Here is a 17,457-nt window from a genome sequence, read left to right as displayed (position 1 = left end):
TTTTTGGGAGATTTTTATTTTACAATGAAACCAAAAGCTTTATTCAACTGGAGCAGTGGAAAAGATTCTTCCCTCGCTCTTTATAAAATACTACAGGAAGGCCAGTACGAGGTCAGTACTCTGCTTACCAGTATCAATCAGGAATTTCAAAGAATCTCTATGCATGGTGTGCATGTTTCTCTGCTGGAAAAACAAGCGGAAAGCCTCGGTATTTCATTAACCAAAATGGAGCTTCCTAAAGAACCATCCATGGAAGAATATCAGCAGATCATGAGTACAACAATGACTGAAATTAAGGCTCAGGGTATTACTCATTCAATTTTTGGAGATATCTTTCTGGAAGATCTGAGAAAATACAGAGAAGACCAATTAAATGCTATTGACATGAAAGCAGTATTTCCTCTTTGGAAACAAAACACCTCCAACCTCATCCATGAATTCTTAGATCTTGGTTTTAAAACCATCGTAACCTGTGTCAACGGATCTTACCTTGATCAAAGCTTTGCCGGACGAATTATTGACCAGCAATTCATTAACGATCTTCCTGAAAATGTAGATCCATGCGGAGAAAACGGAGAGTTTCATACTTTTACTTTTGATGGTCCTATTTTCAAAAATCCGGTTCAGTTTGAAATTGGAGAAACAGTAAAGAAAACGTATCCTAAACCCAAAACATCTCCTGACGAAGAAGATGGAGAATATGTTTTCTGGTTTAGTGATTTGATATTAAAATAAGCCTGAGAATATTCTTCCACAGGCTTTTTCAATGTACTATTTATTACAGGAGTTATTTCATTCATAAGACTGAAATATTCCACAAAGATTGATTAAATCAGTATTAAATTGCTCCGGAACCTCATCCTAGCACGCAATTTGCTTCCCTTACTGCTCTTTAGGATATTTTAATATCTTTAAGAGTATCAATCATCATTAAAAAATACAACACCTGTGATCAAAAATTTAGTATTCCTTTCCCTTTTCTGTGCTTTGCTTTCATGCAGTACTACTGAAGCACCCAAAATGACGTATGTTGATAAAAAAGCAATTATAGATTCTACCATCACTGCTTTTCAGAAAACACTTTTAGAACAACAGATTGATTCTACTTTCAAGAAGTATCATTTCAATGGAAGTATTGCCGTTTTTAAAGATTCTATTCCACTTTACAGAAGGGAAAACGGTTATTCAGATTTTAAAAGAAAAACTAAAATTGACAGCAATACTATTTTTGCAATCGGATCTGTGAGCAAACAGTTCACCGCTGTTCTTATTTTGCTTCAGATGGAACAGGGAAAACTGAATGTGACAGATAAAGCTTCAAAATACCTGAAAGAATTTCAGATTAAAGAATATGAAAACATCACAATTCATCAGCTGTTAAATCATACTTCAGGTTTGAATCTGATGGGTGGAAAACTGATGTTCAAAAGCGGATCAGATTTCTTTTACTCCAACGATGGATTCAATACTCTTGGAAAGATTGTGGAAAAAGTCTCTGGAAAATCATATGATGCGAATGTATTGGAACTGTTCAAAAAAGCAGGAATGACTCATTCTTCCACAGGAAATATCTTCAAAGGAAATAATTTTGCCAGTGCTTATGTCGGGACACCTGCCAAATTCTCAGAAGTTCCCAATATGCCGAAAAGATTAGGCGGACCAGAAATAGGGACACCTGCTGGTGGAATATTATCTACGATTCAGGATCTTCATTCATGGAATAATGCTCTCTACGGCGGAAAAATTTTAAAACCGGAAACTCTTAAACTATTCATGGCAAAAAGTTCAGAAAGGCACCATGCTATTTTTGGAAAAATGGGTTACGCTTATGGAATTATGCTTAATATCGGTCAACCCAATTCTTATTTCCACAGCGGTTATATAAAAGGTTCTCCTTCCTTAAACATCTATTATCCGGATACTAAAACTTCTGTGATTATTCTGTCTAATATTGCCGATGAAGAAAGAGGAAAAGGAGTGATCTTCAGACCTCATATTGAAGTGAAAAAAATCACTGATCATCTTGAGAATACGCTTACACAGCTCAGGATAAAGCATTAATTTCCGGATGTAAAAAAACTAAATTGCCGTATGAAAAAAATGTACTTCATTGCCATTTATCCTCCTCAGGAAATTATTGAAAAAATAAAAGTGTTTAAAGAAGATCTGGCAATAAATTATGCCAATTCCAAGGCTTTGAAAAATGAAGCTCATATTACCCTTTTCCCTCCCTTTTCAAGAGAAATTGAACTGGAGGACGATATTCATATTGCTTTTCAGAAGATCAATACGCAGATAGCCCCCTTTGAACTGGAGATGGATGGATTTGGAAGCTTTCCTAACCCTAAAAATCCTGTACTCTATATTCAGCCAAAAGAAAATGTTCAATTAACAGAGCTTTATCATAGGGTAAAGGAATATTTTAATTTTGCTCAATATTCTTTTCACCCTCATATGACGGTGGGATTCAGAGATCTGACCTGGGAAAATTATCTTAAAGCATGGGAAAAATATGAAAGCACGGAATATAAAACTAAATTCATAGTTGACAAAATACTTCTCCTGCGTCACGATGGACAGTGGGTTCCTATTGCAGAGAAAAAACTGGAAAAATAAAACCGGCTGCTGGAGCCGGTTTCGTTTCATTTATTCTTTGATGATCTTCTGAGAAATAATCAGATTTTTATTTTCTTTTACATTCAACAGATAAGTACCTGCCGGATAGTTTTTAATATCAACCTTTATAGCAGAATCATTCAGTTCAAATCGAGATGGAATAAGCTTTCCCGAGGCATCATAAACTTCTACTTTCACCTCTTTTGAAAAGCCTTGTTTGCCTTTAATGAAAAATTCTCCATCTGTCGGGTTAGGATAAATACTGAAACGTCTCTCCTCAGCTTTTACCTCTGAAAGCTTAAGCGTAGTTTTGCTCAAAGTCCACGAAACGTTGGTAACATGGAGTGTACTGTGATTATCTACTTTCAAAAGCGGATTGTTATCTACTACCGAAAGCGTCAGGGTATTATTTCCATTGTTAAGTTGTCCCGGAGTGATAGTAATGCTGCTTCCTGTTTGTCCAAGAGCCGTTCCGTTTAAACTCCATGAATTGACCAGTGTATTCGGAATAGGAAGGATTTCGTTGACCGTGAAAGTAACATTGGATGTAGCATCAACAGTTGCATTATTTGCCGGAGTATAAGAATCTACAGGAGAAACCAGACTATGAATTTTTTCAATAATTGCCTCTTTACATACGGAGCAGAACTGTTGATTAAGATATCTCATCTCACAACTCTGATGCGGTCGGAACCAGGTTGGGCTTTCAGCATGGGCATACACTCCTACTCCATTCAATCCTACCCAGTTTTTCCATTTTATCGTTGCCGGATTAGAATTCTGTGTTTTGTTGGGGGATTCCAGTGAACCTGAAAACCAATATTCATCGGCTAATTTACCAAAAGAATGTCCCAGCTCATGCACCACAATTTCATTGGAAGAACCATTGAGTGAAGCAAAAGCATAAGTTCCTCCGCAACCTCCGTATTCTGTAGAATTACCCAGCACGTAAGTAATGTCATAATCCGGGATATTGGCTGCCAGAACCTGCCCTACTTTATTGGTTGTATTACTGTAGATACAACGGTGAACACCAACATCAAAAGTAGATCCGAGATAATTATTGGGATTCGTTACGGGAATCACAGGCTCTGTGACATCTGTTGCTGTTCCAGGATGCTTTACGCCAGATTCTGTAGAAATCACTTTTACTGCATAGGCATTGAAATAGTTTTTATATTCTGTATAGGGACTTTTTGTAAAAAGATAATTGACTGTATTCTGAGCCGATGTTGTAAAAGCAGCCTGCTGTGCAGAGGTAAATCCGTCTCCTAAAACTGCAATAACAACTCGTTTACTGTTGTCACCATTCTGTAAAAGAGGAACGGTCTCGAATGACTGTGCAAAACAACTGCTTCCGATTAAAAGGGATAATAAAGTTTTTTTCATAATTATAGTTTTTGTGTGAATAATAATAGTACTCCATCATCAGTTGCTTTTTCAATCTTTACCGACTGTATATTTTCAGAATAAGAAAATCGGGCACTGAATTCCGTATTTTGAAGGGAAGCTTTATGTCTGGAAATCCCTTCTTTTTCATACACCTCCAATTCAGGATTGAAAGGATCTTTCACAAGCTGTTTACCTACTTCTTTTCCGTCAGACCCTGTTAATGTGATCACAAGATCACCCTTACGAACGTCATCTCTTTCAAAAGAAGGTACATGTTTTAGTCTGCCGTTTGCAATTTTACTGCTTTGAAGCGTAATTTTTGCATTTCCTGACTGATCTTTATCTGCCTTGAAAAACAAATAAATAATCCGGTCGCTCTTTGCTGTCAAAGTTTCTGAATGCTTATTCTGAACTAAATTATTTCCCTCTTTAAAACTAAACAAGAGAAAGACAGGAACAATAAGTACGTTAAATACATTTTTCATGATCATTTTTATTTAAAGATATTAAAATTTTAAACATAAACGAAAATGTTTAGTAATACTTTTTTATACTTAAAACATAGAAAGTCATATCTTTGAAGCAATGATTTCAGAGAAAATAATTTTAGGAATTGACCCGGGGACAACGGTAATGGGATTTGGTATCATCTCCATAAAAAAAGGAAAAATGGAGATGGTCTCTATTCATGAACTCATCTTGAAAAAATATCCCAATCACGAAACCAAGCTTAAATACATTTTTGAGAGAACCCTTTCCCTTATTGATGAATTTCACCCTGATGAAGTCGCTCTTGAAGCTCCTTTCTACGGAAAAAATGTACAGAGTATGCTGAAGCTTGGACGTGCGCAAGGAGTGGCTATGGCTGCCAGTCTGTACAGAAACATTCCTATTACGGAATATTCTCCCAAAAAAATCAAGATGGCTATCACCGGGAACGGGAACGCCAGTAAGGAACAAGTAGCAGGAATGCTTCAAAACCTTCTTAAATTAAAAGAATTTCCTACAAAATACTTAGATGCTTCCGATGGTCTTGCCGTTGCAGTATGTCATCATTTTAATTCCGGAACAATAGCAGATACCAAATCATATTCCGGATGGGAGAGTTTTTTAAAGCAGAACCCGGACAGATTAAAATAGCTTTTATACTTCTTTTGTAAATTTTCAAAATAAAAATTAACCGCCTTAAAAACAACATTTTACCCAAACACACATAATTACTTGGTAAAACATAATACTATCTTTTACATTGGTATGATTTTTAGTACTACCTTTGTATAAATTTTCAGTTATGAAAACAAACCAACAAACTATAAATCAAGGAACTCATAAAATAAACTGGTTCCAAAAGTTTCTGATGGTATGTTCAGGCGGGAACATCCATATTTTAAGAAAGACTCCGAGCGAATGGAATAAATTTTCCGGCATTGGAGGCATTGTCCTTTTCACTGCAGTATTCGCCACTTTGTCTGCAGGCTATGCTATGTATACAGTCTTCGACAATCTCTGGGCGGCTGTAGGATTTGGGATTCTGTGGGGTCTGATGATTTTCAATCTTGACCGTTATATTGTTTCTTCTATCAAAAAAACAGGAACATGGTGGAATCAGATTCTGATGGCTATTCCGCGTCTCATCCTTGCTACGTTCCTGGGAATTATCATTTCCAAACCTTTAGAACTTAAAATTTTTGAAAAAGAGGTGAACAAACAGCTGAATACCATTATTCAAAGAAATAAAAAACAGCTTCAGGGTGAAATGAACGGACGAATTCTTCAACAGAGCGGACCTTTTGAAACAGAAAAGCAGCAGATTTCAGGAAAAATAGCTCAATACCAGCAGGCATATGATTCGGCCTCCGTAGAGCTTGAAAAAGAAATTCTTGGTAAACAATCCGGACTGACCAGTGGAAAAGAGGGTTATGGCCCAAACGCCAAACGTAAGCAACAATTAAAGGAACAGCGCAGGCTGGATCTGGAAAACTATCAGAAGCAGGCAGCTCCAAGACTTGAATATCTGGATAAAGAAATATCCAAGGTATATACAAATCTGGAAACGGAGAGAAAATCTACAGAAACCTTTGAAGATAAGTTCAATGGCTTTGCAGCAAGACTTCAGGCATTGGACGAACTTGGTAAGAATTCTGCGATCATTGGTCTTGCAGCGACTTTTATCATGGGATTATTCATCTGTCTGGAGATTTCTCCGGTTCTGGTAAAATTGATTTCTCATATCGGACCTTACGATTATCTTTTAGAAAAAACAGAAAATGATTTCAGATTGTATTCTAAAGAAAAAATTGAAAAAGGAAATGCACTGACTGATTTCAGAATTGATGATTTTAAGGATCATCTGAAAAATTAAAATGATAATTTACTCTATTATCCGAACGTAGACATTAGAGAAAAAATCTATAATAAATTACTTTTCAATAAATAAAATCTAACCTTTTGTTATATAACGAAAGGTTTTTCTTTTAATTAAGTATTTTCTGTAAAATATTTTCTAATTTTATATTACTTAAAATTCTTGCTATCATGAAAAACTTAATTTTTGCATGTACACTGCTGATAGGCAGTGCATTTGCTCCTGCTCTAAAAGCACAGGCATCAGAACCATTTTTAGGGCAAATAGCCTTTGTACCTTATAATTTTGCTCCAAAATACTGGGCAGAATGTAATGGGCAGCTTCTGCCTATCGCGCAAAATCAAGCACTTTTTTCACTACTGGGAACCACTTATGGAGGAAATGGAACCACTACATTTGCTTTACCTGACATGAGGGGAAGAGTTCTTGTTCATAACGGACAGGCTCCCGGAGGCCCTACTATGTATACCATGGGAGAAACCGGCGGAACTGAAAGTGTAACATTATTAATAACACAAATGCCGGCACACAATCATACTGTGAATGCTGTAACGGCAGAAGGAAACCAAAATACGCCAACAAACAATCTTCCGGCAGACACCAAAACTCTTGATAAAGAATATTCTGATACAGCTGCCAACACTGTAATGAAAAACACAATGGTAGGAAATACAGGAGGAAGTCAGCCACACGAAAACCGGCCTCCCTTTATTACGCTGAAATGCATCATTGCATTAGCAGGAGTCTTTCCATCACAAAACTAATAATTATGAAAATTCTTTACTTATTATGTCTTGCTGTGGGAAGCTCAGCTTTCACGCAGACAATAACTTTCAGCGGATGTCCTAATCTGTTTGACAGCCCACCTAATACGTATGTTTTTAACAAAACAGGAGTAGATGCCTTCAGTAAGAACATTTATATGACCACTCCTATTGATGGCGGACAGGATTGTAGTGGATTAGGCACCTGTGAATTTAAAATTCAATGGAACAATGCGCTTACAAGATGGGAGTTTCTCGGTGATGAAGGAAACGGAACTTTTACGACACCTTATCTGATTTATTATAACTCAACAGGTAATAATTCTGTTCCGATACCTCCTGGTAATAGTGTCGGAACCTGGGTTGAAAATACAGCGATGACTAACGGACAATGTGGAGGAAGTCTTACTTCAGTAAACTCCACCATGTCAGGTGACGTACAGACCACTACATTAGGAACTTCGGAGCTTACCAAAAATAAAATTCAGATTTTCCCTAATCCTGTAGCTGATTTTATTACTATTTCCGGTATTGACGATGGGCTAACCATCCAGATTTACAATATTGACGGGCGTCTGGTAAAATCAGAAATGTTTGATTCCAAGATTGATGTTTCACAACTTGTTCCCGGAGGATATGTATTAAAAATAAATACCCGCAATTTTCAGATGCATCAATTTAAATTCGTGAAAAAATAGAGTATTATTTAATCTTAAAATCAAATACTGAAGCTTTCGGAATTTCCGGAAGCTTTTTATTGTAAGGCAAGGAATGTTTTTTGTATGAAATAGAATATGCCTTCAAGTGTTGTCAATCATTTCATCTATTTTCCGGATACTGAAATATTAAAAATTATATATCAGTCGGGGTCGGTTTATGATTATCTTAAGGTACCTCCTGATATTGTTGAAAATTTTAAAAAAGCCAGATCCAAGGGCCAATTTCTTAACAAAGTTATCAAGCCCAGGTTTAAGTACAGGAAGATAGAATAAAAAAATGTCCCCATTATCATGGAGACATTTATGTGTATTTAAAAGATGATCAATTTATTTGATGATCAGTTTAGAAGACTTACTGTCTTTTCCATTAGAAATCTGAATCATATAAACTCCTTTTTCTAATTGCTGGTCTACTTTGAAAACACCATTTCTTTCTTCAGATACAGATGGACTTGATACCAGTCTTCCTGACATATCAGAAATAGAAACTTTCAGGTTTTTACCATTTTTAGCTTTAATGAAGATTTTATCTCCCGTTGCTACCGGGTTAGGATAAACTGTTAAGTCACCATTATCCGCTTTCACTTCACTTGTTCCTAAGTTGGTAACAAATTTTACAGTATAATCTTCAACCTGGCCATACATGAGCTGTCCGCAAGGTGCCATATTAGGGTTCTCATCATCTACAAGAACTCTCATTCTTAATGGCGTATTCAACACTACTGAAGCAGGTGCTGTAATGGTAGTACTGTAAGTACCTATCAAAGTAACCGGATCTGCAGCAATATTATCAACAGAACCTACCAGTTCAGAAGCTTCAAAAGTACCATTATTATTGTAATCGATCCATATTCTTACATCATTATTTGAATCTGAAACATTCACCTGAAGATTATGAGTTCCCGTTGCAGAAAGTTCAGTTGATGTTGCTCTTAAGCAGTTTGCACCTGTATAATCTTCATAGAAATTAGCAGCAGCCTGCCAATATCCCGTTGATGCATTATTAATATCTCCTAGTTTTACTAAAGTAGGGCCTACAAAATAGTTACTTGGTGTAGTAATACCTGTTGGGTTACATGCAGCAGCAATAGGAGTTCCAATTGCAGCTCCTGCAGAAGGAGCCGTTGCACCTAATGAAGTACTCAACCCTCCTTTCATCAAGAAAAAGTAAAGAGCCGCTCTGTCATGCTGTCCATTTGTAAATTTAAATGCTATCGGATTGGTATAGTTCATCATATTATACTGTACGCCCTGATAGTTTGCTCCTGTACAATAATTCATATCATTGTTGGTAGGTGCAGGATCATTCAGTAAACTTCTTGATCTTTCTGTATCACACACCTGATCATCATCATTCTCACAGTTACCAGTAGTTGGTGGGCAGAAATTAGTAGTTGTATCTCCTTGTGGTGCATCCGGGTCTACATTTCCAAAAGTATGAAGTAATCCCATACTATGCCCAAACTCGTGAGCCAGAGTAATATCATCCTGTAAAGTAACTACAAAAGATTTCATAAAGGATTCGTAGTTGGCATCGGCATTTTGAGGTAGCCCTGCCCATCCCATGATACCATATGTTCCACCTCCATCTACTTTATTCATGATATAGATATTAAAGTAAGACGCTTCCGGCCAGTGAGGAGCAATAGTTTTTACCTGTGCTGTAGTAACTCCATTAGCTCCATTACGCTTTACTCCATAAGTATCATATCCTGCAAGAGTTCCTCCGTTGTATCTAACAATTCCTGTAGTAGCATTACAATTAGGGTCTCTTTTAGCTAATACCAGTTTAATTGGCATCGTCGCAGCAGTACCAAAATCTGCCGGAACTCCCTGAGCCCACTGATAAGTCCCTGCATACATTTGATTACAATGATCCAACCAAGCCTGAATTTGCGCATCACTTTTATTGTAAGCTGTACCAATAGCAGCACCGGTAGGCGCTATTACGTGTACTACCACAGGAATTTCGTAAACTCCATTTACAATTTTGTATGCACTTCCATTTTTAGCAGTAGTATTTTGATTACCACTAATAATTTTGTTACGGATATTACGAATCATTTCATCAATTTCCGCATTCTGTTTTTGGTGTACTCTCTGTTCATTATCAAAGTCACACCAATCTTTTTTTTGCTGTGCAGATACTGAAAGGGATAGTAACAAAGCCCCACAAAGGATAGTTTTCTTCATTTCACTAATTTAAAAAATTAAACAATTTAAAAATTTACAGCCTTTATATTCTTACCCGTGATATTCACAACTAAAACAAGCAATAAATTTAAAATTTCATTACAGTTAGTAGAAAAAACTTAAATATTGTTACATTCAAATCAAAAAATAAAATTAACACCCAACCAAATAGAATAAATTTTATTTATATTATTATTGTAAAAAACGGAAAAATAAAAACAAATCGATAATTTAAAAAACGGATAATTTAAAATTAACACTCTATTAACCAAATCATTAAAACAAAATCATATAATAAAAAAACCGCACAAATTGTGCGGTTTTTTATATTTAAACTCAATTATAATTTTATAAAGAATAATTCGGAGCTTCCTGTGTGATAATAACATCGTGCGGGTGGGATTCTTTCAATCCGCTTCCGGTAATCATTACCAGTTTTGAGTCTCTCTGAAGGGTTTCAATATCTTTTGCCCCACAGTATCCCATTCCGGCTCTTAAACCTCCTGTCAACTGGAAAATAACATCTTCCAGTTTTCCTTTATGCGGTACTCTTCCTTCAATTCCTTCCGGAACGAATTTTTTAGCTTCACTTTGGAAATATCTTTCTTTACCACCTCTCTTCATTGCTGAAAGGCTTCCCATTCCTTGGTAAGATTTGAATTTTCTTCCCTGGAAGATAATTTCTTCTCCCGGAGCTTCATCGGTACCCGCTAAAAGTGAGCCCAACATTACTGCGCCGGCACCGCTAGCAATAGCTTTAACGATATCTCCTGAAAGTTTGATACCACCATCCCCAATTACTGTTACATTTTGAGATTTAGCATATTCGTATACGTTATAGATAGCAGATAGCTGAGGAACTCCTACTCCGGCAACTACTCTGGTTGTACAGATAGATCCGGGTCCTACTCCTACTTTCAATACATTGGCTCCTGCAGCAATAAGATCTTTGGCTGCATCTGCTGTTACAATATTTCCTCCTACGATATCAAGAGCAGGATATGCTTTTCTGATTTCTGAAATTTTATCTAAAACTCCTTTAGAGTGACCATGTGCAGAATCGATAGCTACAATATCAACTCCAGCCTGTACCAAAGCCTCAATTCTCGCTAAGGTATCTTCTCCTACACCAACTCCGGCTCCTACGATAAGGCGGCCGTTTTCATCTTTATTAGCATTAGGGTACTCCAACTGATTATCGATATCCTTGATGGTAATTAAGCCAACAAGTTTATTATCTTTATCTACGATAGGAAGTTTTTCAACTCTGTTTTTAAGAAGGATTTCTTTTGCTTTTTCAAGATTGGTATCTTTATCTGAAGTGATCAGATTTTCTTTGGTCATGATCTCTTCTACTTTCATATCAAGATTTTCCTGATATTTTACGTCTCTGTTGGTAATAATTCCGATCAGGACATTATCGGCATCTACTACCGGAAGACCGGAAATCTTATATCTTGACATAAGATCTTTAGCTTCACCTAAAGTATGATCTTTAGATAAAGTAACCGGATCAGAAATCATTCCGTTTTCGGAACGTTTTACACGGTTTACCTGAGCTGCCTGCTCAGCGATTGTCATGTTTTTGTGGATAAATCCTAACCCTCCGACTCTTGCTAAAGCAATGGCCAGATCAGCTTCAGTAACAGTGTCCATCGCAGCGGAAACTATCGGAACATTCAGCGTGATTTTGTCGGTAAGTCTTGATTTTAATGAAACCTGGTTAGGTAAAACTTCTGAATAAGAAGGGACTAGAAGAACGTCATCGAAAGTGATGGCTGTCTCTACAATTTTGTTATGAATAGACATCTTTACTTTCTTTGCAAAATTAGGTTATTTTAGTGAGATATGAAAATCCTTTTTGATAGTTTAAATAAAAATTAATAATCAATAACTTAAATCGAAAAACCGCTCTTTTTATAAGAACGGTTACGGTACAAAATAATTGAATAAGTTTGAAACTACTTTATTTATATGTTAAATAGGGACATTGAAGGTCTATTTCACGAGGTTTCCATTTTCATCAATATTCTCAATATGTGTTTGATTATTTTTGTCAATGTATAATTTTAATCTGACCTTTCCCTTATTATCACGGATAAAGATGCCCACATCACCATTGGCAGTCTTCCCTGCAAAGAAACGCTCACTTCCCAGCTTACCTTTTTCCTGTAGTTCTGCAAATGCTTTTTTAGAAGCTTCCGGATTATTTAGTTTCTTTATAGAATCAGCAGCCTTAATAATATTTTCCATCGGAAAATCATCAGGGCGGTCCCAAAGTTTTAAACCGTATACTCTTTTTTTGTCTTTTCCAGAACCTTCAAAGTACTGAAGCTGCATAATCTGATCTGTATTTCTCTGGTCTACAGAATATACCATTCCGGATTCTTTTTCATTGCCATCATATATGAGACCTCCACATTCGTCTCCTATAGAATTGAAGAAAATAAGGCCTGCTTCCCTCTCACGGGGTTTCATTTCCTTATGATTTACCAAACCGGGGTGCTGGCGTTCTTTATTACTGATTACCATTTTTAGGGTTCCGTCTTTCTCAACAATATTAATACGTTCTACATCTATTTCTTTAAAACGTTCGTTGGAAGATTGATTTTTAAATGCGAGAAAGAAAAACATAGCACACAGTACGGTAAGTACAACGGCATAGATTTTAAGGATGCGGACTTCTCTTATTAATTTTTCCATGCTGTGAATGTTTGAGATGATATGATTATTTATCAGAAACGGAATTAATCATTCTTGAAATGTCATTGGCCGTAAAGTTTCCTTTTACATCTACAAACACCATTTCGTTCTTATTGGAACCTACGGTAATCAGCATATTTTTAATGATCTCACCATCTTGTTTTACCCTTATGTTAATATCATCTCCATCATGTTTTATGGTGGCCCAATCTTCATAATGATTAAGATTTAAAAACTGAGTATAATCGTTTAGCATTTCATTACTCCCATTGGTTACGGTAAGAACTTTTATTTTAGAGGCTTTCTTAACCAGGTCTATAGTCTCTTCACTTTCTCCTTCTTCTCTCAGAGCTTTCTTAATATAAGATTTTGCCAAAACCATGGGTACATTAATACTTGCAAATTGTGCTCCCTTGAAATCATATTCTGAATTCTGAAAAAAATCTATATTAGGTTTTTCTGAAACAATACACGATTGCAGCATACCCATTGTAAGAATAATAAGGAAAATGTTTTTAAGAGTCTTCATTGTTTAGTTTTTTATTTGATTTGTCTCAGACTGCCTCCTGAAATTTTATCCACTTTGGCATCCAGTTCAGGATTACCTTTCAGTTTTACATCTGCTCCTGAAGAAACACTCACTTTCAGCTTGTCTGTAACCAGCAAGGAAAGGCTTGCTCCCGAAGTAGATTCAGCAACTGCTGTGGCGATCTTAAGATCATCTGCTTTACACGAAGCACCACTGCTCGTTTCTATGACGGCAGACACGGCTTCTCCGGATAAGCTTACACTAGCTCCGCTTGAGGTGTCCAAAGCCAGTTTCTGTGTGGTAAGCTCAGCAGTCAAAACAGCACCGGAACTCGCTGTAACATTGGCAGCCTGTCTTGCATTGAAAGTTCCTTTAATAATTGAACCTGACTCTGCTTCAATCTCCATACTGTTTTCATTAACAGGATTCACTGCTGTAAAAATACTTCCTGATGAAGTTTTTATACCTTGAAGATTAGGAGCAGAAACATTAACATTAAGGTTTTTAAACCTCAGATTACGAGCTCCCTTATTATCCACATATATTTTCAGCACTCCGTTGTCTACTTTGGTGATCACATACTGAAGTTTATCTGCATCTGCAATTACTTTTACACTTCTGGTATTTTCCTGCTTAAAGGTAACATTAACTCCTACACTGGCATCTATTTTTGAAAACTCACCTACATTTCTATTATCTCCATTCAGGTAAGAAGAGGTATTTTCTGAAGTAAGACTGTTTCGCATCGTACTTGTTGCAGAAGAAGTGCTAGTTTCACCAGAATTTATGATCTTGTTAACGTCTGACAGCTTCATTTTTCCATTGAGAATAAAAATAATATTCTCTTCTTTGGAGTCTACATTGAACACCAGATTTTCAAGATAATTATCTTTTTCTTCTTCAGCCAGAAATTTCATGGAAGTTCCGTCACTGCTCATGGACATCAGTTCATTAAAATTCAGAGACTTTAAAGCATTGTTTACTCTCGCTGTCTTATCTTCATTCATTTTTATATTCGCAAGATTTTCATCTTTTAAACGATCCGGAAAAGTGATTTTTGGGATAATCAGAATTTTAAGACCATCTACTTCATTGAGAATGGGTTTTATTTTCCCGATGTAGGCATCATCAACATCTATGGTATTCAATAATTTGAACATTGGTTTTTTGATATTGATCGATGTAACTCTTCCATTTTTTTCAAAATCCTGAAAAAGCTTATCCAATTTCTCAGTCTGTGCAGAATAAGTTGCAAAGCTGCTTAGCATTAAGGCTATTATAAAAAATATTTTTTTCATGAGGTTGATCTGATTTTTAGTATTCGCTGTCAAGATTTTCATTTTTTTGGGAAGATGCTACTGTTTTTTTAAACTCGTTTCCTAATTTCATAAAGGAATATCTGGTAACATCCAGGGCTTCTTTTTCACTACTGATTCTCTTACCGTTTACAATGACATAAGAATCATTGTAAGCTGTTGCAGAATCATTTAAATTTTTACCTGAAAAAGAAGAATTATCAACATATCTGGGTTTTCTTTCTTTTTTAAGTCTTCCTCTTTTTGGCAGAATTTCGTCCATTACATCTTTCTCGGCCACCTGGTTATCCTGAAAAACAGAATCTTTTTTCACTCCGGAAATAGAATCTGTATGATTCACGGCAACCTGTTCCTGATGATCACTGTTTTCTTCAATGAATCCGGATTTCTGTTTTAAAATCTCGTCTTTTACCAGTTTTTCTCTATCCTTCACATCCGATGTGCCGGAATTATTATAATTGATGAATAAACCGATACCGAACACCAGCATTACACTGGCGGCCATCCATAACCATTTGGGAAAGGAAGGTTTTTTCTTTTCTTCCAGTGGAATAAGAGGTGTCGTATTTTGTTCAGGTTCTGCACCTTCTGCAGTCTGAAGAAAGTCTTCAAAACTCCAGTCCATTTTTTCTTCCTTCATATCCCGGAAGACTTCGTTGTATTTATCTTGTAATTGATCTTTTTTCATAGCTCATCAGTTGTGAGATTTGTTCTTTTACTTTTTGTCTCGCACGCATCAGGTTTACCCTTACTGCATTTTCCTCCATTTCCAGCATTTCAGAAATTTCGGAAACATCATACTCTTCTACATCTTTCAAGTGGATGACCATCTTTTGTTTTTCGGGGAGCTGATTGATAAATCCTACAATATGTTCCTTAAGGTTATCAACTTCCATACTGTAAAGCTCCGAGCGATGAAGCTGCATATCCGCAAAGCCGATCTTTACATCGTGATGCTTCAGACGGTTCAGGCATTCGTTCCGGACAGACTTCAGCGCATAGGATTTAAAATTCCCGAATTGCTCAAGCTCATCCCTCTTCTGCCAAAACTTCATCATGAGATCCTGTACTACATCTTCTGCTTCATCACTGCTCATGACAAACCGCTTCGCAAAACGATACATCTCGTCTTTGAGAATAAACACCGTATTCTTGAAAGTTTCTTGGGTCATGAGTTTTGTTTCTTATAGGTAAGACAATTGCTATTACTTATCTATTACATCAAAAATAAAAAAACTTCAAAAAAAATTGAAGTTTTTATTATAATCGAATTAATACGTATCAAAAATATGTTTCAGAATCGCTTTATCTTCTTCTGTTAAAACGACTTTTCGTCTCGCCATAGCTCTCTCTGCTACTTCATATACTTTATCAAGCTTGAATCTTTCATCGTCTTTCAGTCCGCCCCATGAAAAATTTTCTATAAGGTTTGGTGGAAAGCCTGGTTTGAAGATATTGGAAGCAACACCGATTACCGTTCCTGTATTCAATTGGGTATTAATGGCTGTTTTGGAATGATCTCCCATGATCAGCCCTGCAAACTGTAATCCAGTATCTTCAAATGATTTTGTTCTGTAGTTCCAGAATTTTACATTACCATAATTATTTTTCATGTTTGAAGAATTGGTATCTGCTCCGAAATTACACCATTCCCCAATCACGGAATTTCCTACAAAACCTTCGTGGCCTTTACTGGAGTAGCCGAATATAATAATATTATTCACTTCTCCACCTACTTTACAGTGAGGGCCGATAGTGGTAGCTCCATAAATTTTAGCCCCAAGATTAAATTTGGAATCATCACAGAGGGCGATTGGCCCGCGAAGATGACAGCCTTCCATAACCTCAGTATTTTTCCCGATATAAATTTTACCCGTTTTTGTATTGATTGTAGAGAATTCAACACAAGCTCCTTCTTCAATAAAAAGGTCTTTTTTATCTCCTAAAAACCCATTGGTTGAAGACAATTCCTGTGAAGTTCTTCCTTTGGTAAGCAGATCAAAGTCGAAATCAATTGCATGATGATTATAGGTAAACAGATCTTTAGGTCTTTTAAAGAAGATAAGCTCTTCCTTAATATCCGTCATTTTTTCAATCTGATTCAGAGAAAACCCCTTCATATTGATTTTAGCAGCAATCAGCTCATCTTCATAAACCAGGGCTTCTCCCTGCTTAAGATCTTTAATCTGTTGAATTACGGTTTCTGTGGGAAGGAAATTGGGAACTAAAAAAAGACTTTCTTTTTCCTCCGGGCTTTTAAATTTATCCTGAAGATACATTTCTGTGAAGTAGGTTACCTCAGTATTTTCAAGGATTTTCTGCCACCTTTCGGAGAAGGTAAGAATTCCGCATCGCATTGCTGCAACCGGGCGTGTAAAAGTAAGCGGAAGAAAGTCTTCCCAATATTGTGCGTCTGAAAATACCAACTGCATCATTCAGTTTTTAAGTTTAAGGTTTAAAATTCAAGATCAACAAATTTACAATAAAAAAAGTCTCCCAAAAATTGGAAGACTTTAATATTTTAAATGTATAAAAATTACTTAGCGAATTTTTTATACTTGTTCATGAACTTATCAACTCTACCTGCAGTGTCAACTAGTTTTACTTTACCAGTGTAGAAAGGGTGAGAAGTTGAAGAGATTTCCATCTTGATTAGAGGATACTCTTGTCCTTCGTACTCGATAGTGTCTTTTGTTTCTGCAGTAGACTTGCAAAGAAACACCTCGTCGTTACTCATATCTTTGAAAACAACAAGTCTATAATTTTCTGGGTGGATTCCGTTTTTCATAATACTATTTTTAAAAAAATTAAGTTTGCTTTCGAAATAGTAATGGATATTTCTCTGCTAAATTTTAGGTTG

19 protein-coding genes are annotated in these 17,457 nt (G+C 36.2%); 8 read left to right on the top strand and 11 right to left on the bottom strand.

Annotated features, from left to right (window positions below; translation table 11 throughout):
- The first annotated feature begins 24 nt into the window (after positions 1-24).
- The 3 genes from DDF69_RS19395 (at position 25) to DDF69_RS19385 (ending at position 2,616) form a co-directional block, all read left to right on the top strand.
- The gene (locus DDF69_RS19395; protein ID WP_114822226.1) at positions 25-735 is read left to right on the top strand and encodes a diphthine--ammonia ligase; all 711 of its coding nucleotides are present in this window, start codon (positions 25-27) and stop codon (positions 733-735) included.
- 213 nt (positions 736-948) lie between these two features.
- A complete protein-coding gene (locus DDF69_RS19390; RefSeq protein ID WP_114822225.1) occupies positions 949-2,061 on the top strand; it encodes a serine hydrolase domain-containing protein in 1,113 nt (370 codons plus the stop codon).
- Positions 2,062-2,091: 30 nt separating this feature from the next.
- A complete protein-coding gene (locus DDF69_RS19385; protein WP_114822224.1) occupies positions 2,092-2,616 on the top strand; it encodes a 2'-5' RNA ligase family protein in 525 nt (174 codons plus the stop codon).
- A gap of 30 nt (positions 2,617-2,646) precedes the next feature.
- Here the strand turns inward: DDF69_RS19385 and DDF69_RS19380 are convergent, their stop codons facing one another.
- Positions 2,647-4,005 carry a M64 family metallopeptidase gene (locus tag DDF69_RS19380; RefSeq protein WP_114822223.1) on the bottom strand — a complete coding sequence of 453 codons (1,359 nt, stop codon included), beginning with the start codon at positions 4,003-4,005 and terminating at the stop codon, positions 2,647-2,649.
- A 2-nt stretch (positions 4,006-4,007) separates the two neighbouring features.
- Positions 4,008-4,493, bottom strand: coding sequence for a hypothetical protein (locus tag DDF69_RS19375; protein ID WP_162800969.1), 486 nt, complete (start codon positions 4,491-4,493; stop codon positions 4,008-4,010).
- Positions 4,494-4,593: 100 nt separating this feature from the next.
- Between DDF69_RS19375 and ruvC the strand changes: the two genes are divergently transcribed.
- From ruvC to DDF69_RS19350, 5 genes are all read left to right on the top strand, one after another.
- Positions 4,594-5,148, top strand: coding sequence for a crossover junction endodeoxyribonuclease RuvC (gene ruvC, locus DDF69_RS19370; protein ID WP_114822221.1), 555 nt, complete (start codon positions 4,594-4,596; stop codon positions 5,146-5,148).
- Between the two features lie 151 nt (positions 5,149-5,299).
- Positions 5,300-6,370, top strand: coding sequence for a DUF4407 domain-containing protein (locus DDF69_RS19365; RefSeq protein ID WP_114822220.1), 1,071 nt, complete (start codon positions 5,300-5,302; stop codon positions 6,368-6,370).
- A gap of 173 nt (positions 6,371-6,543) precedes the next feature.
- Positions 6,544-7,137: a phage tail protein gene (locus tag DDF69_RS19360; protein ID WP_114822219.1), complete on the top strand. Its 594-nt coding sequence runs from the start codon at positions 6,544-6,546 to the stop codon at positions 7,135-7,137.
- A gap of 5 nt (positions 7,138-7,142) precedes the next feature.
- Positions 7,143-7,835 (top strand): T9SS type A sorting domain-containing protein, encoded by a 693-nt coding sequence (locus DDF69_RS19355; RefSeq protein WP_114822218.1) that lies wholly within the window; start codon positions 7,143-7,145, stop codon positions 7,833-7,835.
- 96 nt (positions 7,836-7,931) lie between these two features.
- On the top strand, positions 7,932-8,129 hold the full coding sequence (locus DDF69_RS19350; RefSeq protein WP_114822217.1) for a KTSC domain-containing protein: 198 nt from the start codon (positions 7,932-7,934) through the stop codon (positions 8,127-8,129).
- A gap of 54 nt (positions 8,130-8,183) precedes the next feature.
- On the opposite strand, the gene DDF69_RS19345 is transcribed toward DDF69_RS19350, so the two are convergent.
- The 9 genes from DDF69_RS19345 to DDF69_RS19305 all read right to left on the bottom strand — a co-directional run bounded on the left by DDF69_RS19345 (position 8,184) and on the right by DDF69_RS19305 (position 17,385).
- Positions 8,184-10,049, bottom strand: coding sequence for a GEVED domain-containing protein (locus tag DDF69_RS19345; RefSeq protein ID WP_114822216.1), 1,866 nt, complete (start codon positions 10,047-10,049; stop codon positions 8,184-8,186).
- Positions 10,050-10,397: 348 nt separating this feature from the next.
- On the bottom strand, positions 10,398-11,858 hold the full coding sequence (gene guaB / locus DDF69_RS19340; RefSeq protein WP_114822215.1) for an IMP dehydrogenase: 1,461 nt from the start codon (positions 11,856-11,858) through the stop codon (positions 10,398-10,400).
- Positions 11,859-12,047: 189 nt separating this feature from the next.
- Complete coding sequence (locus DDF69_RS19335; protein WP_114822214.1) at positions 12,048-12,752, bottom strand: hypothetical protein; 705 nt, start codon at positions 12,750-12,752, stop codon at positions 12,048-12,050.
- Positions 12,753-12,777: 25 nt separating this feature from the next.
- Complete coding sequence (locus DDF69_RS19330) at positions 12,778-13,281, bottom strand: DUF4252 domain-containing protein (RefSeq protein WP_114822213.1); 504 nt, start codon at positions 13,279-13,281, stop codon at positions 12,778-12,780.
- An 11-nt stretch (positions 13,282-13,292) separates the two neighbouring features.
- A complete protein-coding gene (locus tag DDF69_RS19325; RefSeq protein WP_228412050.1) occupies positions 13,293-14,579 on the bottom strand; it encodes a DUF4252 domain-containing protein in 1,287 nt (428 codons plus the stop codon).
- A gap of 16 nt (positions 14,580-14,595) precedes the next feature.
- Positions 14,596-15,285, bottom strand: a complete 690-nt coding sequence (locus DDF69_RS19320) for a hypothetical protein (RefSeq protein ID WP_114822212.1) — start codon at positions 15,283-15,285, stop codon at positions 14,596-14,598.
- Positions 15,260-15,769: an RNA polymerase sigma factor gene (locus DDF69_RS19315; protein ID WP_002976192.1), complete on the bottom strand. Its 510-nt coding sequence runs from the start codon at positions 15,767-15,769 to the stop codon at positions 15,260-15,262. Before DDF69_RS19315 ends, DDF69_RS19320 begins: the two co-directional genes overlap by 26 nt.
- A 99-nt stretch (positions 15,770-15,868) precedes the next feature.
- Complete coding sequence (locus tag DDF69_RS19310; RefSeq protein ID WP_185144374.1) at positions 15,869-17,029, bottom strand: putative sugar nucleotidyl transferase; 1,161 nt, start codon at positions 17,027-17,029, stop codon at positions 15,869-15,871.
- A gap of 104 nt (positions 17,030-17,133) precedes the next feature.
- Positions 17,134-17,385: a type B 50S ribosomal protein L31 gene (locus tag DDF69_RS19305; protein WP_002976190.1), complete on the bottom strand. Its 252-nt coding sequence runs from the start codon at positions 17,383-17,385 to the stop codon at positions 17,134-17,136.
- Between the last annotated feature and the right edge of the window lie 72 nt (positions 17,386-17,457).

The sequence above is a fragment of the Chryseobacterium sp. KLBC 52 genome (genome assembly GCF_003347605.1).
Taxonomy (GTDB): Bacteria; Bacteroidota; Bacteroidia; order Flavobacteriales; family Weeksellaceae; genus Chryseobacterium.
This window is presented reverse-complemented; position numbering and strand designations above follow the sequence as displayed.

Excerpts from the sequence above, each read along its gene's own strand:
- DDF69_RS19365 (WP_114822220.1), top strand. The coding sequence starts at position 5,300 with ATGAAAACAAACCAACAAACTATAAATCAAGGAACTCATAAAATAAAC.
- DDF69_RS19320 (WP_114822212.1), bottom strand. The coding sequence starts at position 15,285 with ATGAAAAAAGATCAATTACAAGATAAATACAACGAAGTCTTCCGGGAT.
- DDF69_RS19310 (WP_185144374.1), bottom strand. The coding sequence starts at position 17,029 with ATGCAGTTGGTATTTTCAGACGCACAATATTGGGAAGACTTTCTTCCG.
- DDF69_RS19360 (WP_114822219.1), top strand. The coding sequence starts at position 6,544 with ATGAAAAACTTAATTTTTGCATGTACACTGCTGATAGGCAGTGCATTT.
- DDF69_RS19350 (WP_114822217.1), top strand. The coding sequence starts at position 7,932 with ATGCCTTCAAGTGTTGTCAATCATTTCATCTATTTTCCGGATACTGAA.
- DDF69_RS19335 (WP_114822214.1), bottom strand. The coding sequence starts at position 12,752 with ATGGAAAAATTAATAAGAGAAGTCCGCATCCTTAAAATCTATGCCGTT.
- DDF69_RS19345 (WP_114822216.1), bottom strand. The coding sequence starts at position 10,049 with ATGAAGAAAACTATCCTTTGTGGGGCTTTGTTACTATCCCTTTCAGTA.
- DDF69_RS19375 (WP_162800969.1), bottom strand. The coding sequence starts at position 4,493 with ATGAAAAATGTATTTAACGTACTTATTGTTCCTGTCTTTCTCTTGTTT.
- ruvC (WP_114822221.1), top strand. The coding sequence starts at position 4,594 with ATGATTTCAGAGAAAATAATTTTAGGAATTGACCCGGGGACAACGGTA.
- DDF69_RS19305 (WP_002976190.1), bottom strand. The coding sequence starts at position 17,385 with ATGAAAAACGGAATCCACCCAGAAAATTATAGACTTGTTGTTTTCAAA.
- DDF69_RS19395 (WP_114822226.1), top strand. The coding sequence starts at position 25 with ATGAAACCAAAAGCTTTATTCAACTGGAGCAGTGGAAAAGATTCTTCC.
- DDF69_RS19315 (WP_002976192.1), bottom strand. The coding sequence starts at position 15,769 with ATGACCCAAGAAACTTTCAAGAATACGGTGTTTATTCTCAAAGACGAG.
- guaB (WP_114822215.1), bottom strand. The coding sequence starts at position 11,858 with ATGTCTATTCATAACAAAATTGTAGAGACAGCCATCACTTTCGATGAC.
- DDF69_RS19330 (WP_114822213.1), bottom strand. The coding sequence starts at position 13,281 with ATGAAGACTCTTAAAAACATTTTCCTTATTATTCTTACAATGGGTATG.
- DDF69_RS19380 (WP_114822223.1), bottom strand. The coding sequence starts at position 4,005 with ATGAAAAAAACTTTATTATCCCTTTTAATCGGAAGCAGTTGTTTTGCA.
- DDF69_RS19385 (WP_114822224.1), top strand. The coding sequence starts at position 2,092 with ATGAAAAAAATGTACTTCATTGCCATTTATCCTCCTCAGGAAATTATT.
- DDF69_RS19355 (WP_114822218.1), top strand. The coding sequence starts at position 7,143 with ATGAAAATTCTTTACTTATTATGTCTTGCTGTGGGAAGCTCAGCTTTC.
- DDF69_RS19325 (WP_228412050.1), bottom strand. The coding sequence starts at position 14,579 with ATGAAAAAAATATTTTTTATAATAGCCTTAATGCTAAGCAGCTTTGCA.